The following is a 24,136-nucleotide window of genomic DNA, read 5'->3' on the forward strand; positions in this document are numbered from 1 at the left end:
CGGTCGATCAGTTCGCGGCGTTGGCGGCGGCCAGCGCGCGATCGCGCAGCTCGGCTTCGCGCGCCTTGTGTTCTTCGCTGAAGCGCACGGCCATCGCGCACAAGGCGGTCGCGGTGACCGCCAGGCCGAGCAGGCTCAGCGCCTGCTGGACGTCGCCGACACCCTTCAGCAGGAAAGCCGCGGCGACCGCGCCGACGTTGCCGCCCGCACCGACGATCCCCGCGACGCCGCCGAGCGCCTTGCGATCGATGAACGGCACCAGCGCGTAGGTCGCGCCGCACGCCATGTGCGTGAAGAGGCCGAAGGTCAGCATCGCGACGAGCGCGATGCCGATGCCTTGCGCATGCGAGAACCAGATCAGCCCGAGCCCTTCGCCGATGATCAGCGCGCACAGCAGCGTCGCGCGCACGTCGAGGCTGCGGCGCGCAGCGATCTTGTCGGACAGCCAGCCGCCGAGCGCGCGGGCGAACAACGCGAGCAAGCCGAACATCCCGACCGCGAAACCGGCGTCCTTCAACGACAGCTTGAAATGATCGACGTAGTACAGCGCGGCGATGTTGTGGATGAACACCTCGACGCCGAAGCACGCGCCGTACGTGACGAACAGCATCCACACGCGATAGTTGCCGCACGCCGCGAAGAAGCTCGCCCAGCCGCCCTTCTTGCCGCTGTCGATCGTCACGCCTTCCTTGCGCAGCGCGACGAAATCGCCTTGCGGGCAGTCCTGCGTGAAGCGCCAGTACGCCCACGCCATCACGAGCATCGCCACGCCCGGCACGACCAGCGCGATGCGCCACGACGCATCCTCGCCGAAGCCGAGCATCAGCCCCGCGGCAACGAGCAGCGGCATCAGCGCCTGCGTCGCGCCCGCGCCGGCATTGCCCCAGCCGGCCGTCGTCGCGTTCGCGGTGCCGACCACGTTCGGCGCGAACATCACCGACGTGTGGTATTGCGTGATCACGAAGCCCGCGCCGATCGCGCCGATGCCGAGCCGGCAGATCAGGAACCACAGGTAGTCGTGCGTGAACGACACGGCGAACACGGGGATCGCGCCGAGCAGCAGCAGGCCCGCATACACGCGGCGCGGGCCGAAGCGGTCGCACAGCGGGCCGACCAGCAGCCGCACGGCGATCGTCGCGGCCACCGCGGCGATGTTGATGTTGGCGACTTGCGCCGCGGTGAGATGGAATTCGCGCGCGATCAGCGGCATCAGCGGCGCGCACGCGAACCACGCGAAGAAGCATACGAAGAACGCCATCCACGTCAGATGGAACGCGCGCATCGGCGCGGTGCGGAGGCTGAAGAGATCGATACGGGTAGCTTTGTCGGTCATGTCATCCGCCAAACGAAAAACGGCGTCCTGCGCACCCGGTCTCGTCGAGACCTGATGCGTAGGACGCCGTTGCCCATGAAGCCCGTTGCCGGGCGCTTCGGTATTCGGTACTGCGGACGGATCGCCATTGACCCGCCCGAACGAGCTAACGCAAGCGACGTGCCATGTCGGCGTCAATCGCGCCGGAAACCCCACCGCACAAAGCGCAGCGGGTATCGGGCACGTCGCCGCGACGCGCGACGCGCTCTCCGTCGCGATGCACCGAGGCACAGATGTGGTGCGCTGCAGCACTGTCGTCGTGCGGCATCGCGGTGCACGCGGGCGCGGCACGCTGCACGCCGATGCGGCATCGCGACTGCTCGCGCGTCGCGAGCACATGCACGCTCGCGGCCATCGCACGGTGCGCCGCGTCGCGCAAAGGCGCCATCGTCGCGCCGGTTGGCCCGGATATTGCTGAACCTTCACTACACCGGCAACGGCGCCGGTGGGCAGTCCCCGCAAACCCGGCCCGCCCTTCACGGCGAGCCTTTCCGGACAACGGCGTCCCTCCGTGCACGGCACGGCCGGATGCCGGTGCGTTTCGACCGCCCGCCGCCGCCGAGCAACAACGCGAAGCAGACCGCCGCAGGCATGCGATGCGGCACAGGAACACGACATGACGACAGGCAAAGTCACGCTGCTGGGCGCCGGCCCCGGCGACCCCGATCTCCTCACGCTGAAGGCGGTGAAGGCGCTGGCCGCCGCCGACGTGCTGCTGCTCGACGATCTCGTCGCGCCCGGCATCGTCGAACTCGCGCCGCAGGCGCGCGTGATCCGCGTCGGCAAGCGCGGCGGCTGCCGCTCCACGCCGCAGGCGTTCATCGAGAAACTGATGCGCCGCCATGCGCTGCGCGGCGCGCACGTGGTGCGCGTGAAAGGCGGCGATGCGCTGCTGTTCGGGCGCGCCGGCGAAGAACTCGCGACGCTGCGCGCGGCCGCGATTCCGGTCGAGATCGTCAACGGCATCTCGTCGGGATTCGCGGCCGCCGCGAGCCTCGGCATCTCGCTCACGCATCGCGAACACTGCCAGGGCGTCACGTTCGTCACCGCGCATCGCCAGGACCACGGCGAACCCGACTGGGCCCGGCTCGCGGCGACCGGCACCACGCTCGCGATCTACATGGGAATGAGCCGCGTCGACAGCATCGCGGCGGGCCTGCTCGCCGCGCTCCCCGCGTCGACGCCGGCGGCGGCCGTGCAATGGGCCGGTACGCCCGAAGAGCGTCGCTGGACCGGCACGCTCGACACGCTCGCAAGCGGCATCGAAACCGCGCGGCTCGGCAGCCCGGCCGTGATCCTCGTCGGCGGCGCGATCGGCGAAACGGCCGCGCAGGAGGCGGACGCGGCAATCGGCGCGGCGCTGCCGCGGGCCGCCTGACATGGGCGGCATCGCGCGGCTTCGGCCGCTCCCCGTTTCGTTCACCCCCGGCCGCGCGTGCGGCCCGACTGCCTCGTTCGCCCCTTGCACCGACGCATCGCTGCCCCTGTCGCCCGCCTCATGAGTTCGTCCGCCCTGCCCGTCCGCCTGCGCGTGCTGCTCGTCACCGATACCGACAAGCCGATCGGCGAACTCGGCAATGCGCTCGCGCGCCTCGGCTACGAGATGCTGAACGACGTCGCGACGCCCGCGCGCCTGCCGGCGGCCGTCGAGGAGCAACGCCCGGACGTCGTGATCATCGATACCGATTCGCCATCGCGCGACACGCTCGAACAGCTCGCCGTCATGCATGCGACCGCGCCGCGCCCCGTGCTGATGTTCAGCCACGACGCCGACCAGGAACTGATCCGCGCGGCGGTCGGCGCGGGCGTCAGCGCGTATCTCGTCGAAGGGTTGTCGGCCGAGCGCCTCGCGCCGATTCTCGAAGTCGCGCTCGCGCGCTTCTCGCACGACGACGCGCTGCGCCGCCGGCTGGCCGACGTCGAGCGCGAACTCGAGGAACGCAAGCTGATCGACCGCGCGAAACGCGTGCTGATGGACCAGCGCAAGCTGTCCGAACACGATGCGTATGCGGCGCTGCGCAAGCGCGCGATGGATCAGGGCCTGCGCATCGTCGACGTCGCGCGACAATTGCTCGACGCGTCACCCCAGTCATGAGTGCCATGCATACCTCTCCTCCCGCCGCGCCGGAACGCGCGCATCTTCGCCTCGGGTTCGTCGCGCTGAGCGACGCGGCCCCGCTGATCGTCGCGCAGCGCCTGAATCTCGGCGCCCGTCATGGCCTCACGCTCGAATTGAGCCGCCAGCCGTCGTGGGCGGCCGTGCGCGACAAGCTGCTCAGCGGTGAGCTCGACGCCGCGCACGCGCTCTACGGGCTCGTCTGCGGGCTGCAGCTCGGCATCGGCGGCCCGCGGGCCGACATGGCCGCGCTGATGGTGCTGAACCGCAACGGGCAGGCGATCACGTTGTCGGGCGGCCTCGCCGGCGCGTACCGCGAAACCGCCAACGTGCGTACCGCGTTCGCGACGCTCGGCCGCAAGCCGCTGCTCGCGCAGACCTTCCCGACCGGCACGCACGCGATGTGGCTGAACGCGTGGCTCGCGTCGCACGGCGTCGATCCGCTGCGCGACGTGCGCAGCGTCGTGATTCCGCCGCCCGAGATGGTCGCCGCGCTCGCGGGCGGCGAGCTCGACGGCTTCTGCGCGGGCGAGCCATGGCACGCGGTGGCCGAAGCGTGCGGCGCGGGCCGCACCGTCGCCGTCACGAGCGAGATCTGGCCCGATCATCCGGAGAAGGTGCTCGCGACCCGGCGCGACTTCGTCGCGCTGTATCCGGCCACCGCGCGTGCGCTGGTCCGCACGCTGGTCGATGCGTGCGCATGGCTCGACAGCGCCGCGCACCGCCGCGAGGCGGCCGACTGGCTCGCGTCGCCCGACGCACTCGGCGTGCCGGCCCGGCTGATCGCGCCGCGCCTGCTCGGCGACTACGGCGCGGGGCCGTTCGCCACGCCGCCGCTGCCGATCCGCTTCCACGACGGCGGCGCCGTGAACCGGCCCGATCCGCGCGAGGCCCTGTGGTTCCTGTCGCAATACCGGCGCTGGGGCATGCTCGACGGTTCGCACGACGATGCGGGGATCGCCGCGGCGATCGCGCAAACCGCGTTGTATGATGCTGCGGTCGCCGAAGGCGGCGCAGCGGGCCCGTCGCGGGCGTGACGCGCGCCGCACGGTGCAGCCCGCGTGTGCCGCCGGGCCACGGCGCCCGGCCGCTGCCCGCCCGCGCCGCCCACGCGGCACCGCCTTGCCACTCCGTCCCCGCTCCGAATCGATGCCGAAACGAACGCGCGCGCCGCTCGACGTGCTGCTCACCGAAATCCGCGCGTGCCGTGCATGCGAAGCCGACCTGCCGCTCGGCCCGCGCCCGGTCGTGCGCGCCCATCGCGACGCGCGCATCCTGATCGTCGGGCAGGCGCCGGGCGCACGCGTCCATGCGAGCGGGATTCCATGGGACGACGCGAGCGGCAAGCGGCTGCGCGACTGGCTCGGCGTCGACGCCGAGACCTTCTACGACGAGACGCGCTTCGCGATCGTGCCGATGGGCTTCTGCTACCCGGGCCGCGGCGCGAGCGGCGACAACCCGCCGCGCCCCGAATGCGCGCCCCTGTGGATCGACCGGCTGCTGGCCGAACTGCCGTCGATCCGGCTCACGCTGCTGATCGGCCAGTACGCGCAGCGGCATTTCCTGCGCGGCGCGCGCAAGGCGACGCTGACCGATACCGTGCAAGCCTGGCGCGACTACGGCCCGGCCGTCCTGCCGCTGCCGCATCCGTCGCCGCGCAACCAGGCCTGGTTCAAGCACCATCCATGGTTCGACGCCGAGGTCGTACCCGAGCTGCGGCGCCGGATCGCGCCGCTCGCGGCAGGCTGAGCGGGGCCCGCGAGCCGGCGCCCGTCCCCGGCGCGCCCGGTTCGCTGTACCATCGCGGCTCAACCGCGTCACGAACAGCACAATCCTTCATGCCCTCCACCGCCCCGCCGCGCCTGTACGGGATGCCCGAACGCAGCGACCGGCTCGATTTCTACATCCGCGACCAAGCGTCGCGCCAGGCGATCACCGAGCCGCACCGGCACGCGTATTTCCAGATCCAGTTCAACCTCGGCGGCGACACCGAGCAGCGCATCGGCGGCGTCACGCGGCCGTTTCCGCGCGGCGCGCTCGCGTTCGTGCTGCCGCACCGCGAGCACCTGATTCCGCATCCGGAAGGCGCGCACTTCATCGTGATCAATTTCAGCCAGGCGTTCCTGCGCGCCGATCTCGACGTCGATCCGCTCGATCTCGAGGACGTGCCCGCGCACCGCTTCCCCGAACTGACGCCGTTCCGCTTCCAGGAGCACCTCGATTTCATCCTGACCGGCGATACGTACGACGAAGCGCGCCGCCTCGCGCTGTGCATGCTCGACGCCGATCGCGTGCGCACCTTCGGCTCGACCACGTTGCTGCGCGGCTACCTGCTGCAACTGATCGGGCTCGTCTGCACGCAGTACGCGGGCGCGCTCGACAAGCTCGCGCAGCGCGGCGCCCAGCGCGCCGGCCGGCGCGACGCGCTGGCCCGCGTGCTGCGCCACGTGCGGGCGAACCTGACGCGTGAGGACCTGACGCTCGCCGCGACCGCCGAAGCCGCGTTCCTGTCGCCGAACTACCTCGCGCACCTCGTTCGCAAGGAAACCGGCAGCACCTTCACCGATCTCGTCACCGAGCGCCGGATCGCGCTCGCGCAGTCGCTGCTGGCCCACACCAGCCGGCGCATCGCGGACATCGCACGCTCGGTCGGCTTCCGCGACGAAGGGTATTTCGCGCGGCGCTTCCGCGCGCGGGTCGGCGTGTCGCCGAAGGCGTACCGCGACGCGAACGCCGCGCTGCCCGCCGCCGACGACACGCAGGCGGCCGCCGACGCGTAGTTTTGTCCCGGTAAAACGCAGTTGCGTCGCATCCGGGCGCATGCGCGTCGGGTATCGTTGCACGCATGCCGGCCGCTGCGCCGGCCATCCGTCTTCCTACCGAACGAGGCCATCCGATGTCCGCCTATGTCATCGACGCCGCCGAGCGTCCTTCCGTCGAAGTCGAACAGTCGTCCGCGCGCTTTCCGGTGCGCCGCGTATTCTGCGTCGGCCGCAACTACGCCGACCACGCCCGCGAAATGGGCGCCGACCCCGACCGCGAACCGCCGTTCTTCTTCACCAAGCCCGCCGACGCGATCGTTCCGGCCAGCGGCACGGTCGCCTATCCGCCGCTGACGAACGATCTCCATCATGAAATCGAGCTGGTCGTCGCGATCGGCAAGGACGGCCGGTCGATCGACCCGGCCGACGCGCTGTCGCACGTGTGGGGCTACGGCGTCGGCGTCGATCTGACGCGCCGCGACCTGCAGGCCGAAGCGAAGAAGCTGAGCCGGCCGTGGGACTGGGCGAAGGGGTTCGACGCGTCGGGCCCCGTAACCGCGCTGCGCGCGGCGACGGCCACCGGCCATCCGGCCGCCGGCCGCATCTGGCTCGCGGTCAACGGCGACACGCGCCAGCAAGGCGACCTGGCCGACATGATCTGGCCCGTGCCCGACGTGATCGCGTACGTGTCGCGCTCGGTCGAGCTGAAGGCCGGCGACCTGATCTTCACCGGCACGCCGGCCGGCGTCGGCGCGCTGCAGCCGGGCGATCGCGTGACGGGCGGCGTCGACGGCATCGCGACGTTCGAATTCGTGGTCGGCGCGAAGCCGTAACGCCGCACGCACGGCGGCGCCTGTCCGGGCCGCCGCGCGAGATCCCGGTGCCGGTCAGTCGTAGCGGCGCAGAAAGGCGTCGGCGACGGCCGGCGGATTCAGCGCTTTCGCCGACGCGTTTTCCAGCGCCTCGGCCGCATCGTCGTCGCTGATCGACACGAACAGCGTGATCGCCGCCCGGTCGTCGCCCGTGCCGAACACGCCGTCGCGATCGAGCAGCCGCAATGCCTCGATCATGTCGGCGTGCAGTTGCCGGGAAAATTCGCTGAAGCGCGACGGGACGAACTGCGGGCTCAGCACTTCGTCGGCCAGCCGGCCGCAGATCGCGTTGAACGGCGAAGCCTCGGCCGCCGCGTACGCCCACTCGGCCACGCCCCACACGAACCACGGGTCGTCGTCCGCCACCGCCTGCCGCGCGCGGACCCGGCGCAGCCCTTCGACCGAATTGGCCGCCGGCACCACCGTCATCGCTCCACTGTCGGTGTACAACGCAAACGCGTAGAAATGCTCGTCCGGGTGCAACGCCCGCAGCGCCCGGAAGGTCGCCCTCGCGGCATCGGCAATATCCCGCTGGAAATCAGAAAAGTCGCTCATCGCATCCTCGTCCAGTCGCCTTTTGCGCTCGTCGGGACACGCGGCGCGCGGCTCGTGCGTCGTCTCCCGGCATGCGGCGGATTGTCCGTCATTCGGCCGCGCACCGGTACCGGGGCGCACCCGCGCTCACCGCCCGGCGTCCTGTCCGTCGAACACCCGCACGCACACGGCGGCCGCCAGCGCGATCGCCGCCGACAGCAGCATCATCGCGAGCGGCAGGTAGCCCGCGTTGCCGACGGTCAGCAGCGCGCCCGTCAACGACGACAGCGCGGCGCCGCCGCCGATCGTCATCGCGCCGGCCAACCCCGACGCGCTGCCCGCCAGTTCCGGGCGCACCGACACCGCGCCCGCGTGGGCGCCCGGGTTGCTCAGCCCGTTGCCGATGCCGACCAGCACGCACGGCCCGAACCATGCGAGCGCGTGCGTCGCGCCGCCGACCATCAGCGCAAGCCCGATCAGCGGCCCCGCGCACGCGACGACCCGCCCGCCCAGGATCGTCGTGGCCAGCGCGTAGCGGCGCGCGCCCCGCGCGGCCAGCAAGCTGCCGCACACGAAACCGGCCGTGATCGTCCCCATGTAGACGCCGATCTCCGCCGGCGCGATGCCGAATCGCGTTTTCGCGGCGAGCGGCGCGCCGGCCAGGAACGCATAGAACGCGCCCGTCGAAAACGCCATGCACAGCGCATAGGCCCAGAAGCGGCGCGCACGGAGCAGCGCCGGATACGCGCGAAGCTGCTGCCCGAAGCTCGACGACCGGCGCGTATGGGTTTCGACGAGATCGCGCGCGCACCAGGCGAACAGTGCGACGCCGACCGCGCCAAGCAACCAGAAGCTCGCGCGCCAGCCGACCGTCTGGTCGAGTGCGCCGCCGAGCGTCGGGCCGAGCATCGGCGCGAATGCGGCCGCCATCGCCGCATAGCCGATCCGGCTCGCCGCGCGCGCGCCGCCGCCGGTGTCGCGGATCGCCGCCATCGACACCGGATAGACCGACGTGATCGCCGCCTGCATCAGCCGGCAGCCGAGAAACACGCGGATATCGGCCGCCATCGCGCAACCGAGCGACCCGAGCGCGAATAGCGCGACGCTCGTCAGCACGATCGGCCGCCGCCCGAACCGGTCGGACAGCGGCCCCGTCACGAACTCGAGCGATGCGGCCACCGCCGCATACCCGCCGAGCGACAGCGCGACGAGCGCATAGTCGGTGTGCAGGTCGCGCACGATCGCCGGCAGCGACGGCAGGAACAGGCTCAGCGGCAGGACCGACAACGCGCACAGCAGGATCAGCGTGGCGTGCCGCGGCGACGCCGGGTCGGACGCGGTCGACAGGTTCGATGACAAGCGGATGCCCTCCCGCGCACGGGCCGCACGGCCGTGCGCAACACAAAAAAAAGCCCCCGAACGAGTCGGGGGCGCATGGGTGCCAGCGCGATCCCGCTACCGGACCCTGCGCCTGTGGATGACTACGATGAAGCAAGCCGTTTTCATGCTGAATGGCTCCTGGATGCGTGGCGGACCGCCAGCGATATCGGACGATGTTAGGCGGACGACGGCAGCCGCGTCAACGCCCTAACGCGCGCGCACCGACACGAACTTCCGCGCGTTGTTGCGCTGGATCAGCACGGCGATCACGCTGCCGCCGCTCGCTTCGAGCGTCTGCACGTCGTCCGGCGTCTCGAGCAGCGTGTCGTTGAGCTCCAGCACCACGTCGCCCGGCTGGATACCGGCGCGCGCGGCCGGGCCATGCACCGCATCCACCATCATCCCGACCGCGAGCCCGGTCGAACGGCGCTCGTCGTCGCTCAACGCGTGCATCGTCAGGCCGAGGCGGTCGCCGTGGTCGCCTGCATCGCCCGCCCCCGAACCCGGCCCCGGCCGCGCGGCGGCCTTCGGCCCGGCCATGCCGACCGTGGTGGCCGCGCTACCGCCCGCGTCGTCGGCGCCGGTGATCGTCAGCATCATCGGCGCACGGTTGCGGATCACGCGCAGCCGCGCCTTGCCGCCCGGTGGCAGCGCGCCGGCCAGATCGTTCAGTTCGGCCGAGTGGCCGATCGTCTTGTCGCCCACCTTCACGATCACGTCGCCGGGCTTCAGGCCGGCCGCGGCGGCCGGCGAGCCGGGCGCGACCCCGTTGACGAGTGCGCCTGCCGGACGCGGCAGTCCGAACGCCGCGGCCAGGCCAACGCCCACGTCCTGCACGTCGACGCCGAACGCATTGCCCGACGACGCCTCCGCCGCGAGCGGCGGAGCCTGCTGCGCCTGCATTTGCGCCTGCTGTTGCGCACGCAACTGGGCGCGCACCTTAGTCGCGAACGCGATCGGGACGGCAAACGTCGTGCTCGCGTAGCGGTCGGCGCCCGTATAGACCTGCACCGCGATGCCGATCACGTCACCCGCGCGATTGAACACCGGGCCGCCCGAGTTGTCGGGGTTCGGTGCGATGTCGGTTTCGAAGAACGGAAACGCGCTGCCGTCCGGCAGCCGGCGCGACGTCGCGCTGACGATGCCGGCCGTGACCGTGTTGCCCGAGCCGTCCGGCGCGCCGATCGTCATCACCGGTTCGCCCGCGCGCACTTTCGACGAATCGCCGACGCGCACGAACGGCAGCTTCGTCGCGTCGACGCGCAGCACGGCCACGTCGCTTTGCGGATCGACGGCCAGCACCGTCGCCTTGAATTCGCGCCGGTCGGTGAGCCGCACCGTCACGTCGGTCGCCTCGTCGACCACATGAGCGGACGTGAGGATCAGGCCATCGGCGCTGACGATGAAGCCCGAGCCGCTGCCGGACACCGCACGCGGCGCGGTATCGGGCGCCGGCGCCTGCGGTCCCGGCGCGGACGGCGGTGCGCCATGGCGGAAGAACGCGGCGAGCGGATCGTCGGGATCGAGCATGGCAAAGGCCGGGCCGCCGGTTTGCGGGTCGGGCGTGGCGGCCATGATGGTCACGACCGCCGGGCCGTAGCGCTCGACGATCGCCGGGAAGTCGACCGGCATCGCGTAAGGCGCGGCGGGCGGCCGCGCCTTCATCGCGGGCGGTGCGGCGGGCGGTGCGAGGGTGCCGGCGATGGCGGCGGGCGGCGGCAAGATTCCGGCAAGCACGCCCCCGATCAACGCGGTGCGAAGCACGGCGCGAGCAAGCGTCTGGCAGACCACGGTGCACCTCCCCCGGGCAGTCGCGACGCCACCCTGCGCGAGACGCGCAGGCGCCCGACGAGCACCGGTACACGCCTCCATTTATAGCCCACGCGCCGGTTGGAACATACGAATCGAAACCCGTATGCCCGGAGGTGCCCGGGCGGCGGAACCGCGAGGGCGGCCGTTTCGAACAAAGTGCGCGGTTCGTCAATCCGAATATCCACCACGCATTGGGGTGGACGTCGGTGCCGGGGTCTTCGTCACGGTCTGCGGCCGGGCATGCCATCTGTCGCACATCACGGACAGGCCGAGCGCAATCACGATCACGCAGCAGGAAGTTCGAGGTGGCGAAACCCTACCATCACGCGTGCCCCGCGCCCACCCGCTCCGCGATCGCCGACACCATCCGCAACATCGGCTCGAACGCATCGGCCGACGTATTGCCGAAACCGAGCACGAGCCCGTTGCCGGCGCGCGCCGCATCGATCGCGAAACCCGACAGCGGAAACGGCCCGATGCCATGCGCGCGCGCCGCTTCGACGATCGCGCGATCGCGATAACGCGCCGGCAGCCGCAGCGCGAGATGCAGCCCGCACGGGCCGCCCTCGACCTGGTGCGGCACGCTCAGGCTGCTATCGAGCGCGGCGAGCAGCAACCGCCGCCGGTCGCGATACAGCCGGCGCATCCGTCCGAGATGCCGGCCGTACTCGCCCGTCTCGATGAAATCGGCCAGCGCGAGCTGCACGTGGCGCGTCCCGCCGCGCAGCATCTCCGGCAGCGCCGGCCGCACGGCGGCCAGCAACGCGTCGGGCAGCACGAGAAAACCGATCCGCAGCGCCGGAAACATCGTCTTGCTGAACGAGCCGAGATAGACGACCGGCGAATCCGGCGCGAGCCCGTGCATCGCGCCGATCGGCTCGCCGGTGTGACGGAATTCGCTGTCGTAGTCGTCCTCGATGATCCACGCGCGATGGCGGCGTGCCGCATCGATCAACGCGAGCCGGCGCGAGATCGACAGCACGGCGCCGGTCGGGAACTGGTTCGACGGCGTCGTGTAGACGAGGCGCGGCGGCCGCTCGCGCCAGTCGTCCGGTTCCGCACGCAGCCCTTCCACGTCCACCGGCATCGGCACGACGTCGAGGTCGGCCGCCTGCATCGCGGTGCGCGCGCCGCGATAGCCGGGCTCCTCGACCCACACCGTATCGCCCGGATTGGTCAGCAACTGTGCGCACAGCGCGATCGCGCCTTGAGCGCCTTCGGTGATCACGATCTGTTCGGGATCGCAGCGCACGCCGCGCGTGACGGCCAGATGGCGCGCGATCGATTCGCGCAGGGCGGATTCGCCGAGCGGGTCCCCATACGCGAGCAGCTCGCGGCCGGCACGGCGCAGCGCGCGGTCGATCGCGTGCCGCCACGCATCCACCGGGAAATGCGACAGCGCGGGCACGCCCGGCCGGAAGCCCTCCGATTCGCCGGTGCCGACGAGGCTCGGACGAATCCGGCCGAGCCGCTGCGCGACGGCCGGCGGCGCGGTCCGCCTGCGCGGCGGCGCCGGCCGCGACAGCCCGACGACCCGCGTGCCGCGACGATCCGACTGCAGGAAACCTTCGGCGACGAGCTGCTCGTACACGGCGGCCGTCGTATTGCGCGACACGCCGAGCGTTTCGGCCAGCGCGCGCGTGCCGGGCAACCGCGTGCCGGCCGGCATCGCGCCGCCGAGGATCGCGTCGCGCAAGCGGCGCAGCAACTGGCGCTGCAGCGACGGTGCGCCGGGCGTACGTGCCAGCGGCGCATCGAGCGGCAGCAACGGCGCGGCGCCGGAAGGAAAGGCAGTCGTCATCGGAATATCGCGGCGTGAAAAGTCGAACCTGCGGTGATTGGCGAACGGCGGGCGATCACGGCTCGTGGCACCATAAATTTGCCCTTCTCTGGCGCTTCTCATGGTACCTCGCCGGGACTACGATCGTCTGCATGCCGGCATGTCGCCGGCCGCCAACCGAAGCGAGATCGACCTTGCCCACGCTCACCAACGCTTTCCAGCAGCCCATCGGCCAACCCGTTCCCGACTGGTCCGCGCGTCCGCGCCCCGAGCGCATCGCGCTCGAAGGCCGTTACTGCCGGCTCGAACCGCTCGACGCCGAGCGCCATGCGGCCGACCTGTACGCGGCCTACGCGCGGGCGCCCGACGGCAGCGACTGGACCTATCTCGCGCACGGCCCGTATGCCGACGAGTCGAGCTACCGCGACTACGCGCGCGGCGCGCAGGCGAGCACCGATCCGCTGCACTACACGGTGATCGACCGCGCCACGGGCCGCGCGGTTGGCACGCTCGCGCTGATGCGCATCGATCCGGCCAACGGCGTGATCGAGGTCGGCTCCGTCACGTTCTCGCCGCTGCTCAAGCGCACGCCGGTTTCGACCGAAGCGCAGTTCCTGCTGATGAAGTACGCGTTCGACACGCTCGGCTACCGGCGCTACGAATGGAAGTGCGACGACCTGAACGCGCCGTCGCGCAAGGCGGCCGCCCGGCTCGGCTTCCGCTACGAAGGCACGTTCCGGCAGGCGATCGTCTATCGCGGCCGCAATCGCGACACCGCGTGGTTCTCGATCATCGACGGCGAATGGCCGGACGTCCGCGCCGCGTTCGAAGCATGGCTCGCACCGGAGAACTTCGATGCCGAAGGCAACCAGCGCCAGCCGCTCACCGCGATACGCCACGCGCAGGCCAGCGCGCGCGACGCAGCCAGCCGCGCGAACGACGCCACGCGCGTCACGGTGCGCCCGCTCGTCGCCGCCGACGAAGCCGCGTGGCGTCCGCTGTGGCAGGGTTACCAGAAGTTCTATGACACGGCGCTGAGCGACGCGGTGTTCGCGACGACCTGGGCGCGCCTGATGGATCCGGCCGAGCCGATGTTCGTGCTCGGCGCGTTCGACGCGTCCGGTGCGCTGGTCGGGATCGTGCATTCGATCTACCACCGCTCGTGCTGGACCGAAGGGCCGTACTGCTATCTGCAGGACCTGTACACGGCGCCCGACGCGCGCGGGCAACGTGTCGGCCGCGCGCTGATCGAGGCCGTGTACGAACGGGCCCGCGAAGCCGGCGCGAGCCGCGTGTACTGGCTCACGCACGAGACCAACACGGCCGCGCGCGCGCTGTACGACAAGCTCGCGAACAACGCCGGTTTCATCCAGTACCGGCACGACCTGAAGAAGTAACGTCGCCGCTCCGACGGCCGATGTTCAGCCCGGAACATCGGCCGGATCGCGTGCGTCGCCGTCCCGCGGCGCGCCATCGCACGCCGCACCGTCCCTACCCGGCACCGACGCCGGGCAGATCATCTCGTCGCCGTTGGCCGGCACCGGTCGCCGCACCGGCCGGAACACCGGCTCGCCCGGCTCGATCGGCTGCCCGGAAAGCGCGCAGCGACCGGGCTGCAACGCGACGCGCAGCCGCCAGCGCTGCTCGCCGTAGTGACACCGGCCGCTCTCGACCCATCGCACCAGCAGTCCGTCGTCGCCCGCCTCCAGCACCGTGACGAACAGTTGCGGGCGCAACGGCGACGCCGCGGCCGTCCCCTGCTCCGGAATCGGCGCGCGGCCGATCGTCACGAGCGGGTGGGCGATCACGCCGCCGCGCGACGGCATCGCGTCGTCTTCGTCGAACGCGGACGCGTCGCACGACAGGTCTTCTTCGCAGATCGGGCTTTCCATGGTGTTGAGCATGCTTGACGAATTTCCGTGCAGGTTGAACGACGCCGGCGCGTTCAGCGCCGGCCCATCGGTTCGCGCAGCAGGGACAGGCCGATCGCCGCGCCGACGGCGGCGGCCGCGAGCATCAGCCCGATGCCGCCCGACCAGCCGAACGCACCGACGATCGCGCCGATCGTCAGCGGCCCGATCACCTGGCCGAGATAGTTGCCCTGCACGACCCAGCCGATGCTGAGCGGCGCCAGCGACGGCGACGGGGCGGAGCCCGGCGCGCACGCGAGAATGGTCGCGGGCAGCATCCCGGCCATCGCCGAAAACGCGAACCCGAGCGCGACCGCGAGCGGCGCGGGTGTCGCCGCGCCGAAGAGGCCCGCGCCCGCCGCGCCGATCGCGACCGACGTCGCCGCCATCACGATCCCCGGTCGCGCCCCGCGCGACAGCAGCCAGCCGGCCGTCAGGTTGCCGATCACGCACGCGGCGACGATCGCCGCGCTGATCAGCCCCGCCGCGCCGACCGCGACGCCGAGGCGCTGCATCAGGAACACCGGCAGGAACGTCATCACCGCGAAGAACTGCACGTTGTAGGTCGCGAAGCCCAGTGCGAGGAGCGTGGTCGAGCGCGACGCGAGCACGGTGCGCAGCGCGGGGCCGATGCGCGTCGTCGCCTGCCGCGACGGCGCGTCGGCCGACGTCGTGACCGGCACCGCGGCCGCCGCGACGAGCGTCAGCGCCGCGGCCGCGAGCCAGCCGTTGCGCCAGCCGCCGAGCAGCGGCCCGACCAGCATCGACAGCGCCATGCCGGCCGGCATGAAGGTGCTCCACAGGCCGAACGCGAAATTGCGCCGTTCGGGCGGCGTCACGCGGTTCAGCACGGCCGGCGCGGCGACCACCACGATCACGAACCCGAGGCCTTCCGCGAAGCGCGTGGCCAGCAACAGCGCGAAGCTGCCGGCCCAGGCGCCGGCCACGCTCGACAGGCCGAGGATGACGAGCCCCGTCACCAGCAGCCGCCGGTCGCCCCAGCGCCGCACCAGCAGGCCGGCGGCGATCCCGCCGAACACGCCGACGAACGGAAACACCGACATGATCCCGCTCAGAGACGCCAGCGAGCCGCCGAACTCGTGCTGCAGCGACGGCAAGCCGATCGTCGCCTTGCCGACGTGCAGCGCCGACACGATGCTCGCCAGCACGACGTTCGCGACGGCGGCCCGGTAGCTGCGCGCCGGCAGCGTGGCGGCATCGGCCGCGACAGGCGATTCGGTCATCTTCACCTCCGTTGAAGCGGCGGCGTGCAACGGGATGTCTCACGCGACCGCAATCGGACTGGCGCACATGATACAAATTGAAGTTAACTTCAAGTAAAGGGGCAGCGCGCGCAACGATCCGTTTCGGCGATGGTGACAATGGCCGGCGCGACACGCGACGGCATCCTGGTCTAAGCTGTCCGCTTCGTCCGACAACGCCGCGCCGCGTCCCTCCTTATGTCAACCGCCTCCCCTGCACCGGCCACGCTGTTTCCGCTCGACGAAGCCTGGACGGATTTCCCCCGCCGCAAGGCGGCCGTGCGCACCTTCATCGCCGGGTACTGCGCCGCGCGCGGCCGGCGCGATGCGCCGCTGCACGACGGCCCGGACGGCCATGTCGTGCAGTTCGACGGCGCGATGGGCCGGCCTTTCGAGCATTTCATGATCGAGGGCGCGCCCGTGTCCGGCGCCGGCCCGTTTGCGGTTGGCGCGTGGATCACGCGCTACGGCGCGGCACCGCTGCCGCCCGCGCTGCACGGCCGGACGCGCCGGCTGACCGACGAGCATTTCATGGCCGCCGACATCGACGGGCTGTCCGGCGACGACGCGCTCGCGCTTTCGCTGGCCTGCGACACGCCTGGCGCGATCGACGCGTTCAACGCCAGCGGCGCCTTCGCGCCGTTCCAGCCGAATCCGGCCGCGTTCCTGTTCGCGCACCGGCTCGACGGACAGATCGCGGCCACCGCGCGCTACGGCTTCGCGTCGCCGCGCGATATCGTCGTCGACCGCGTCGGGACGGCGGACGCATACCGCCGCCGCGGCCTGGCGACGCAACTGCTCGCCGCGATCGTCGCGCACGCACGGCACCGGGGTGCGCGCCGCGTGTGGCTCATATCGACCGAGGTCGGCCAGCCGCTGTACCGCGCCGCCGGATTCACGCCGCTCGCCGCGGTCGCCGTGGACGAAGTCGTCGCCTGAACGCGGATCGAACGGCGCCGCCCGTCGCCGTTCGTCTCGCGATTCGTCTCATTGCGCTGAGACGAACGTCCCGGCGTCTCACGCGCTTCGTTGTGACGCTATCGCAGCAAATTCGACGCTCCGTTCCTTCCAAATCGTTGCCGTTCGGCGGACAGCGACATGGTGCAGCGCACCCGACGCACGTTTTCCGGCCGCCACGCATCGCCCCGCTTCACGCTGGCCCCGTTCCTGCATACCGGTCGAACGCGCAATCGCGCGACGGGCGCGCCGGCAACATCGCCGCACGCCCGACGACAACCTGACGGAGACAGCAACGTGAGTACACCGGCACCGATCACTCCCCCCAGCATGAAGGCCGCCGTCTGGCACGGCCGCCACGACATCCGCGTCGAAGAGGTTCCCGTTCCGGAACGCCCGCCGGCAGGCTGGGTCACGATTCGCGTGCACTGGTGCGGCATCTGCGGCTCCGACCTGCACGAATACGTCGCCGGGCCGGTGTTCATCCCGGTCGACGCGCCGCATCCGCTGACCGGCCTGAAAGGCCAGTGCATCCTGGGCCACGAGTTCAGCGGCGAGATCGCCGAGCTCGGCGCGGGCGTGTCGGGCTTCGCGGTCGGCGACCGCGTGACGGCCGACGCATGCCAGCATTGCGGCACCTGCTGGTATTGCCGGCACGGGCTGTACAACATCTGCGAGAACCTCGCGTTCACGGGGCTGATGAACAACGGCGCGTTCGCCGAATACGTGAACGTGCCGGCCGAACTGCTGTACAAGCTGCCCGACCATTTCCCTACCGAGGCCGGCGCGCTGATCGAACCGCTCGCGGTCGGGCTGCATGCGGTGAAGAAGGCCGGCAACATCGTCGGGCAGACCGTCGTCGTGGTCGGCGCGGGCACGATCGGCCTGTGCACGATCATGTGCGCGAAGGCCGCGGGCGCCGGACGCGTGATCGCGCTGGAAATGTCGGCCGCGCGCAAGCAGAAGGCGCTGGAGGTCGGCGCGAGCGCGGTCGTCGATCCGAAGACGTCCGACGCGATCGCGGAAGTCCGGGCGCTGACGGGCGGCTACGGCGCGGATGTCTCGTTCGAGTGCATCGGGCACACGGCCACCGCGAAGCTCGCGATCGACGTGATCCGCAAGGCCGGCAAGTCGGTGATGGTCGGCATCTTCGAGGAACCGGCGCCGTTCAACTTCTTCGACATCGTGTCGACCGAGAAGGAAGTGATCGGCTCGCTCGCGTACAACGGCGAATTCGCGGACGTGATCCGCTTCATCGCGGACGGCCGCATCGACGTGCAGCCGCTCATCACCGGGCGCATCGCGCTCGGCGACATCGTCGCGCACGGCTTCGAGGAGCTGGTCAACCACAAGGACCGCAACGTGAAGATCATCGTCCAGCCGGCCGTTTCCTGAGTGCACACGCGCGGCCGCGGCATCGATTCCCGCCGCGCCGCGCCGGCCGCCGTACAGGCGTATAGCGGCCCCCCCTCGAGCGTCGCCCCGGTGCGCGGGCGGCGCGCCTGCGTGCGCATCCCTTCGCTCTGTCGTCACCGTCCAAGGCAGCCGCCATGTCGCGCTCCCTCCGGAAGCGGCGCGCCCAAACATTCGCAATCCCTAACATTCACCGCAACGCGCGATCCGCACCGGTGCGCGATCAGGGTTTCTCCGCACCAAGCACGATGCGTCCGGCGTCGACAGGATGGTGGCGCAACGCGATCCGGTGCCGCGTGCGATCCGGCTTCCCGGGCGCGATCGTTGCCGCCCCGTCACGACGGAACACCTGTCGAACCTCACGGCGCCACGGCGCCGACAGGCCGAGAATACGGGCCTCCCAGGGATAGTTCGCAAAACACGGTGTGCCATGAATCTCTCGTTCAATCGGGAACGCGCAAACGACGTTCGCTCGCTGACGATCCAGCAGAAAACCCATCTCGGCTTCGCGCTCGTCACCACGCTGCTGGCCTTGCTGTGCGGCACGATCATCGCGGGCAGTGTCCGCCAATACCGGCAGGAAAACGCCGACCTGCAAAGCTTCGAATTCGTCCACGGCGCGATGATCGCCGCCAACATGATCTCGGCCGAACGCGGCCCGACGAACGACCTGCTCGTGCGCGCGCAGCCCGACGCCGCGACGGAGCGGCGCAACCTGCGCGCCGCGCGCGAGCGTTCCGACCGCGCGCTCGCGCATTTTCGGGCCGGCATCGGGCACGCGGCGGCGCTCGACGACCGCGAGCGCGGCAACCTGCTGCACGCGGTCGATGCGATCCGGATCACGCTCGCCGATGCGCGCGCGGAAGTCGACGCACTCGACGCGCGGCCGCTCGCGTCCCGCACGGTGCGCGACATCCAGCATGCGCAGGCGCGCCTGTTCCGGGTCGTCGACACGGTGTCGCTGCTGATCGACGGCGCGATGACCGACACGGCCATGCGCGACCCGCGCACGTCGGGCGCGATCCTGCTCGCGCGGCTGCTGAGCGACCTGCGGGAGTACGCGGGACGCACGGGCTCGCTGCTCGTCGCGCCAATGTTCGCGCGGCAGGCGCTCGATCGCACGCAGTTCGCGGAGATCATGCTGATGCGCGGACGCATCGAACAATTGCGCGCACTGATCGACGGCGCGCTCGGCGCGCGGCTCGACGATGCGGACGTGGCCCGCGAGTACGCGCAGCTCAACGCGGCGTTCGACCGTCATCTGCTGCCGCTCGTCGACGCGATCGTCGCGAACGGCCGGACAGGCGCCTACGCGATGAGCGCCGGCGATTTTTCGCGAACGATCGTCCCGTATTTCGGGCCGTGCGAGCGGCTGCGCGACCGCGTGATCGACGCGGCGCGGCGCCGCGCCGTCTCGGACCGGAACACCGCGCGGATCAAGGTGGCGGTATCGGCATGCGCGACCGCGCTCAGCGTCGCGATCCTGCTGTCGCTCGCGCGCGGCACGCAGCGGCTGCTGTCGACGCCGCTCGATGCGCTCGGACGCCGGATCGTCGCACTCAGCGACGGCGATACGACGCCCGTCGCGATGCCGAGCGGCGTCGGGCCCGAGCTCGCCCGCATCGACCGGGCACTGGAGACCTTGCGCCATGCGCATGTGCGCCGCGACATGCTCGAACGCCAGCGCAACGACATGCTGACGCTGTTCTCGCACGACATGCGCGCGCCGCTGACGTCGCTGATCATCCTGATCGACGCGCAGGAACACCGCGCGAACGACGCACCGACAAAGCGGCAATTCGAGAGAATCGGCAGGCTCGCCCGCCATACGCTGGCGATGGCCGACGGTTTCGCGCAGTTGTCGCGCGCGGAAGCCAGCGAATACGAGCGCGTGCCGGTCAACCTCGCCGACCTGATGAACGAGGCGCGCGACGCCGTATGGCCGCTCGCGCATCGCAAACGCATCTCGATCGACGACGTGCCGCGCCGCGACGACACGATCGTGCACGGCGACCCTGCGTTGCTGTCGCGCGCGCTGATCAACCTGCTGGATAACGCAATCAAGTACAGCCCGTCGCTGACGAGCATCGAATGCCGGGTGGAACCGGGCGCCGACGGCCGGGCCGTGCACTGCACGATCCGGGACCGCGGCTGCGGGATCAGCCACACGGACCAGACGCGGCTGTTCGAACGCTACCGGCGCTTTCGCACGGCCGGGCAACCGGACACGGGCGGCGTGGGGCTCGGGATGGCGTTCGTCAAGGCCGTCGTCGAACGGCACGCGGGCGACATTCACGTGCAGAGCGCCGTGCTGCAGGGCACCACGATCACGATCGCGCTGCCGGCGGCGGCGAACCCATGACGTCGCAACCCCGCGCGATTCTTCGATATACTGAACCGAACCCTTTTCGGGGCAACCGGGGGGCAACCCGCCTTCCTCGCGTCCGCCCCGCCTGCGTGGAAGCGCGCACCGTGAAACCGCGAACCGGACTGATTCTCGAACTCTTCGTCAACCTCGTGCTGCCCTGGGTGGCCTATCGGGTCGCGCATCCGTATTTCGGCGAAACCGGCGCGCTGTACGCGTCGGCGGTTCCGCCGATCATCTGGTCGATCGTCGAATTCATCCGCTCGCGCCGCGTCGACGCGGTGGCGGCCATCGTGCTGCTCGGCATCACGCTGTCGATCGTCGGGATGGCGTTCGGCGGCAGTCCGCGCACGCTGCTGATGCGCGAATCGATCGGGTCGGGCACGATCGGCATCGTGTTCCTGCTGTCGTTGTTCCGCGAACGCCCGCTGATCTACTATCTGGCCCGCGCGACCGTGGCCCGCGAGATGGACGGCGGCGCCGCGCACTTCGAAGCCGTCTGGGACGCGCAGCCGGGCCTGCGGCAGATGCTGCGGCTGATGACGTTCGTGTGGGGCGCCATCATGACGGTCGAGATGCTGCTGCGCTGGTGGATGGTCGTCAACTGGCCGGTCGAACGCGTGCTGGTCGTGTCGCCGGTCATGGGCTACACGGTGTTTGCCTGCCTGCTGCTGTGGACGTTCTGGTACCGGCGGCGGATGCGCGTGCGCAACAGCGTCGACATCCCGGGCCGCGGCGGCGTCACCGAAACCGCCGGCCGCTGACACGCGGCGCGCCGGCTGCCCGGCAGCGTGTCACGGCACCTGCTGTATGATGCGCGGCGTCTCGTCCGCCCATCCGCTTCCCGTCATGTCCCTTTCGCTCCTTCCGTGTGCCACGATCTGGCTCGCCCTGTTCGCGGCCGCCGCATTCGCGTGGCATCGCCCACTGCACGGCCTGAGCATCGGCCTCGCCGCGCTCGGCTACGCGGGCGCGCTGGCATTCGGCCAGCTCGCGCCGATCACGCTGGCGCCATTCGCGCTGCTGATCGCGGCCGGCTGGGGCGTGCTGCCCGCGCGCCCGCTCGCGGTGCGCATCGCCGCGCATCTCGTCTTCGCCGCGCTCGCGATCGCGCTGAGCCTGCACCTGATTCCCGGCTTCCACAATCCGCGCGTGATCGCGCCGACCCGTTTCACGCCGGACGCCGTGCCGTTCACGATGTACCTGAATTTCGACAAGCCGCTCGTCGGCCTGTGGCTGTTGTGGGCGCTGCCGTGGGTCGCGCCCGACGTCGCGCTGTCGCGCGCGCTGCGCACCGGTGCGGTGGCGGCCGCCGCAACGGCCGCCGCGTGCCTGGCCGGCGCGCTCGCGTTCGGGATGGTCGGCTGGGCCCCCAAATGGCCGCCGTCCGGCTGGCTGTGGCTCGCGAACAACCTGCTGCTGGTGACGCTCGCCGAGGAAGCGCTGTTCCGCGGCTACGTCCAAGGCGGGCTGACCCGCGTGTTGCGCGCGTATTCCTGGGGCCCGTGGGTCGCGCTCGCGGCCGGCGCGGTGCTGTTCGGCGCCGCGCACGCAGCGGGCGGCTGGCAATGGATCGTGCTCGGCACGGTGGCCGGCGTCGGCTACGGGCTCGCGTGGCGGCGCGGCGGCCTGCTCGCCGCCGCGCTCGCGCATGCGGGGCTGAACGTCGTCCACTTCGGCCTGTTCACCTACCCGATGCTCGCCGCCGCGCGCTGAACGCGGTGCGCGGCGCCGCCCGCGTTGCCGCTCAGTTGAACCCGGCCACCGCGTGCGGCACGTACGGGCGTTCGAGCGTCGCGATTTCGTCGTCGGTCAGCTTCAGCGCGAGCGCCCCGAGCGCATCGTCCAGTTGCTGCGGCTTCGAAATGCCGACGATCGGCGCGGTCACGCCGCGCTTTTGCGCGACCCACGCCAGCGCGACCTGCGCCCGCGGCACGTTGCGCGCGGCGGCGATCGCCGCGACGGCCTCGACGACCGCCTTGTCGGCATCGATCGTCGCGTTGTACAGCTGCTGGCCGACCTCGTCCTTCTGCTGCCGTTCCGACGATTCGTCCCAGTTGCGCGTCAGGCGCCCGCGCGCGAGCGGGCTCCACGGAATCACCGCGATGCCTTCGTCCTCGCACAGCGGCAGCATTTCGCGCTCTTCCTCGCGATACAGCAGGTTCAGGTGGTTCTGCATGCTGACGAAGCGGGTCCAGCCGTGCTGCTTCGACGTGTGCAGCGCCTTCGCGAACTGCCATGCGAACATCGACGAGGCGCCGATATAGCGCGCCTTGCCGGCCTTCACGACGTCGTGCAGCGCCTCGAGCGTCTCCTCGATCGGCGTGCCGTAGTCCCATCGGTGAATCTGGTAGAGATCGACGTAGTCGGTGCCGAGCCGCTTCAGGCTCTGGTCGATGTCGGTCATGATCGCCTTGCGCGACAGCCCGGCGCCGTTCGGCCCCGGCCGCATCCGGTAGAACACCTTGGTCGCGATCACGACGTCGTCGCGCTTCGCGAAATCGCGCAGCGCGCGGCCGACGATCTCCTCCGACGTGCCGTCCGAATACATGTTCGCGGTGTCGAAGAAGTTGATGCCGGCCTCGATCGCCCGCTGGATGATCGGCCGGCTTTCCGCTTCCGGCAGCGTCCACGGGTGCGTGCCGCGCAACGGCTCGCCGAACGTCATGCAGCCCAGCACCAGCTTCGACACGTCCAGCCCGGTCGACCCGAATTTCACGTATTCCATTGCACGCCTCGCCACTCAAGTTGGGGTTGCGGCCGGATGCGCGCCGCGCATCCGCCAGACGTCGCATGGTATCCCGCATGCGGCGAACGCGTATGACCGCGCGCCGCGTGCAGGCTGCGTGAAAGGTCGAACCTTGACGGCCGGACCGGGCGGCCCGGTTACTTGACCTGGTCGGCGATCGGCTGCAGGAACGCGGAGAAGCCGGTCAGCATGATCTGCACGCCGATGCACAGCAGCAGGAACGCCGACACGCGCTTCGCGACCTTGGTTCCTTCGCTGCCGAGATAGCGCGCGAGCAGCGCGGAGCGGCTGTAGACCTGCCAGATCACGAGCGCGACGAGCACGGACACCGCGATCGACACGATGCTCGACAGCATGAATTCCGACAGCTTGTGCGTGCGGTTCGCGTTCAGCGCGATCGCGGTCGCGATCGAGCCGGGACCGACCGTCAGCGGCACCGTCAACGGGAAGAACGCGCGCGTCATGATCGCGTTCGCGTCGATCGGCTTGACCGGCGTGTCGCCGCCGCCCGGCCCGTCGGGCTCGTTCAGCATCTGCCAACCGGCCACCGCGACCGCGAAGCCGCCGCCGATCCGCAGCGCTTCCATCGAGATCCCGAAGAAATGCAGCACCGGCGTGCCGGCGAAGAACGCGACCATCAGGACGACGAACGCGTTGAACGCGACCTTCCTCGCGAGCAGATCCCGTTCGTACGCGGTGAGCGCCTCGGTCCGTTCGAGAAACAGGAACGCGATGCCGATCGGATTGATGATGCCGATCAGGCCGGTAAAGCCGAACAGGATCTCGGAGACAAGGCGGTTGACGATCATCGTGCGAAGCATCGGTCGGGGCTGGGCCGGCAGCGCGCCGGGG

At 70.7% G+C, this 24,136-nt stretch carries 22 protein-coding genes; 12 read left to right on the top strand and 10 right to left on the bottom strand.

Features of this window, described 5'->3' with window-relative positions; all coding sequences use genetic code 11:
• Positions 1 to 7 precede the first annotated feature (7 nt).
• Together H0X90_RS08865 and H0X90_RS08870 are read right to left on the bottom strand one after the other, a co-directional pair.
• Positions 8 to 1,333, bottom strand: coding sequence for an MFS transporter (locus H0X90_RS08865; protein ID WP_006494732.1), 1,326 nt, complete (start codon positions 1,331 to 1,333; stop codon positions 8 to 10).
• A gap of 145 nt (positions 1,334 to 1,478) precedes the next feature.
• Positions 1,479 to 1,760 carry a hypothetical protein gene (locus H0X90_RS08870; RefSeq protein WP_155123390.1) on the bottom strand — a complete coding sequence of 94 codons (282 nt, stop codon included), beginning with the start codon at positions 1,758 to 1,760 and terminating at the stop codon, positions 1,479 to 1,481.
• Between the two features lie 228 nt (positions 1,761 to 1,988).
• Here H0X90_RS08870 and cobA point away from each other — a divergent pair, with 228 nt between their 5' ends.
• The 6 genes from cobA (at position 1,989) to H0X90_RS08900 (ending at position 7,083) form a co-directional block, all read left to right on the top strand.
• On the top strand, positions 1,989 to 2,750 hold the full coding sequence (cobA, locus tag H0X90_RS08875; RefSeq protein WP_006488745.1) for a uroporphyrinogen-III C-methyltransferase: 762 nt from the start codon (positions 1,989 to 1,991) through the stop codon (positions 2,748 to 2,750).
• A gap of 120 nt (positions 2,751 to 2,870) precedes the next feature.
• On the top strand, positions 2,871 to 3,467 hold the full coding sequence (locus H0X90_RS08880) for an ANTAR domain-containing response regulator (RefSeq protein ID WP_006494730.1): 597 nt from the start codon (positions 2,871 to 2,873) through the stop codon (positions 3,465 to 3,467).
• A 5-nt stretch (positions 3,468 to 3,472) separates the two neighbouring features.
• Positions 3,473 to 4,525: a CmpA/NrtA family ABC transporter substrate-binding protein gene (locus tag H0X90_RS08885; RefSeq protein WP_077189393.1), complete on the top strand. Its 1,053-nt coding sequence runs from the start codon at positions 3,473 to 3,475 to the stop codon at positions 4,523 to 4,525.
• A 112-nt stretch (positions 4,526 to 4,637) separates the two neighbouring features.
• Positions 4,638 to 5,237, top strand: a complete 600-nt coding sequence (locus H0X90_RS08890) for a uracil-DNA glycosylase family protein (RefSeq protein WP_006483783.1) — start codon at positions 4,638 to 4,640, stop codon at positions 5,235 to 5,237.
• 89 nt (positions 5,238 to 5,326) lie between these two features.
• On the top strand, positions 5,327 to 6,268 hold the full coding sequence (locus H0X90_RS08895) for a helix-turn-helix transcriptional regulator (protein ID WP_006483777.1): 942 nt from the start codon (positions 5,327 to 5,329) through the stop codon (positions 6,266 to 6,268).
• Positions 6,269 to 6,384: 116 nt separating this feature from the next.
• A complete protein-coding gene (locus tag H0X90_RS08900; RefSeq protein ID WP_034202256.1) occupies positions 6,385 to 7,083 on the top strand; it encodes a fumarylacetoacetate hydrolase family protein in 699 nt (232 codons plus the stop codon).
• A 54-nt stretch (positions 7,084 to 7,137) separates the two neighbouring features.
• Here the strand turns inward: H0X90_RS08900 and H0X90_RS08905 are convergent, their stop codons facing one another.
• From H0X90_RS08905 to H0X90_RS08920, 4 genes are all read right to left on the bottom strand, one after another.
• A complete protein-coding gene (locus tag H0X90_RS08905; protein ID WP_006494727.1) occupies positions 7,138 to 7,677 on the bottom strand; it encodes a DUF4303 domain-containing protein in 540 nt (179 codons plus the stop codon).
• A 126-nt stretch (positions 7,678 to 7,803) separates the two neighbouring features.
• On the bottom strand, positions 7,804 to 9,015 hold the full coding sequence (locus H0X90_RS08910; RefSeq protein ID WP_048988112.1) for an MFS transporter: 1,212 nt from the start codon (positions 9,013 to 9,015) through the stop codon (positions 7,804 to 7,806).
• Positions 9,016 to 9,243: 228 nt separating this feature from the next.
• The gene (locus H0X90_RS08915; RefSeq protein ID WP_171984136.1) at positions 9,244 to 10,827 is read right to left on the bottom strand and encodes a trypsin-like peptidase domain-containing protein; all 1,584 of its coding nucleotides are present in this window, start codon (positions 10,825 to 10,827) and stop codon (positions 9,244 to 9,246) included.
• Between the two features lie 343 nt (positions 10,828 to 11,170).
• Complete coding sequence (locus H0X90_RS08920; protein ID WP_077189391.1) at positions 11,171 to 12,649, bottom strand: PLP-dependent aminotransferase family protein; 1,479 nt, start codon at positions 12,647 to 12,649, stop codon at positions 11,171 to 11,173.
• A 173-nt stretch (positions 12,650 to 12,822) separates the two neighbouring features.
• Here H0X90_RS08920 and H0X90_RS08925 point away from each other — a divergent pair, with 173 nt between their 5' ends.
• On the top strand, positions 12,823 to 14,025 hold the full coding sequence (locus H0X90_RS08925) for a GNAT family N-acetyltransferase (RefSeq protein WP_077189390.1): 1,203 nt from the start codon (positions 12,823 to 12,825) through the stop codon (positions 14,023 to 14,025).
• 24 nt (positions 14,026 to 14,049) lie between these two features.
• Here the strand turns inward: H0X90_RS08925 and H0X90_RS08930 are convergent, their stop codons facing one another.
• On the bottom strand, positions 14,050 to 14,532 hold the full coding sequence (locus H0X90_RS08930; RefSeq protein WP_077189389.1) for a DUF3331 domain-containing protein: 483 nt from the start codon (positions 14,530 to 14,532) through the stop codon (positions 14,050 to 14,052).
• A 41-nt stretch (positions 14,533 to 14,573) separates the two neighbouring features.
• Positions 14,574 to 15,782, bottom strand: coding sequence for a CynX/NimT family MFS transporter (locus H0X90_RS08935; protein WP_077189388.1), 1,209 nt, complete (start codon positions 15,780 to 15,782; stop codon positions 14,574 to 14,576).
• 216 nt (positions 15,783 to 15,998) lie between these two features.
• Here H0X90_RS08935 and H0X90_RS08940 point away from each other — a divergent pair, with 216 nt between their 5' ends.
• From H0X90_RS08940 to H0X90_RS08960, 5 genes are all read left to right on the top strand, one after another.
• Positions 15,999 to 16,739: a GNAT family N-acetyltransferase gene (locus H0X90_RS08940; protein WP_034202247.1), complete on the top strand. Its 741-nt coding sequence runs from the start codon at positions 15,999 to 16,001 to the stop codon at positions 16,737 to 16,739.
• A gap of 348 nt (positions 16,740 to 17,087) precedes the next feature.
• Positions 17,088 to 18,152, top strand: coding sequence for a 2,3-butanediol dehydrogenase (locus H0X90_RS08945; protein ID WP_034202246.1), 1,065 nt, complete (start codon positions 17,088 to 17,090; stop codon positions 18,150 to 18,152).
• Positions 18,153 to 18,438: 286 nt separating this feature from the next.
• Positions 18,439 to 20,532 (top strand): HAMP domain-containing histidine kinase, encoded by a 2,094-nt coding sequence (locus tag H0X90_RS08950; protein ID WP_227739700.1) that lies wholly within the window; start codon positions 18,439 to 18,441, stop codon positions 20,530 to 20,532.
• 110 nt (positions 20,533 to 20,642) lie between these two features.
• On the top strand, positions 20,643 to 21,299 hold the full coding sequence (locus H0X90_RS08955) for a VC0807 family protein (RefSeq protein WP_048988266.1): 657 nt from the start codon (positions 20,643 to 20,645) through the stop codon (positions 21,297 to 21,299).
• An 85-nt stretch (positions 21,300 to 21,384) separates the two neighbouring features.
• Positions 21,385 to 22,251 (top strand): CPBP family intramembrane glutamic endopeptidase, encoded by an 867-nt coding sequence (locus tag H0X90_RS08960; RefSeq protein WP_077189434.1) that lies wholly within the window; start codon positions 21,385 to 21,387, stop codon positions 22,249 to 22,251.
• 31 nt (positions 22,252 to 22,282) lie between these two features.
• Here the strand turns inward: H0X90_RS08960 and H0X90_RS08965 are convergent, their stop codons facing one another.
• Positions 22,283 to 23,263, bottom strand: coding sequence for an aldo/keto reductase (locus H0X90_RS08965; protein ID WP_006483965.1), 981 nt, complete (start codon positions 23,261 to 23,263; stop codon positions 22,283 to 22,285).
• A 158-nt stretch (positions 23,264 to 23,421) separates the two neighbouring features.
• Positions 23,422 to 24,093, bottom strand: coding sequence for a MarC family protein (locus H0X90_RS08970; protein WP_006483966.1), 672 nt, complete (start codon positions 24,091 to 24,093; stop codon positions 23,422 to 23,424).
• Positions 24,094 to 24,136 lie beyond the last annotated feature (43 nt).

Source organism: Burkholderia sp. 9775_39 (assembly GCF_015712225.1).
GTDB lineage: Bacteria > Pseudomonadota > Gammaproteobacteria > Burkholderiales > Burkholderiaceae > Burkholderia > Burkholderia cenocepacia.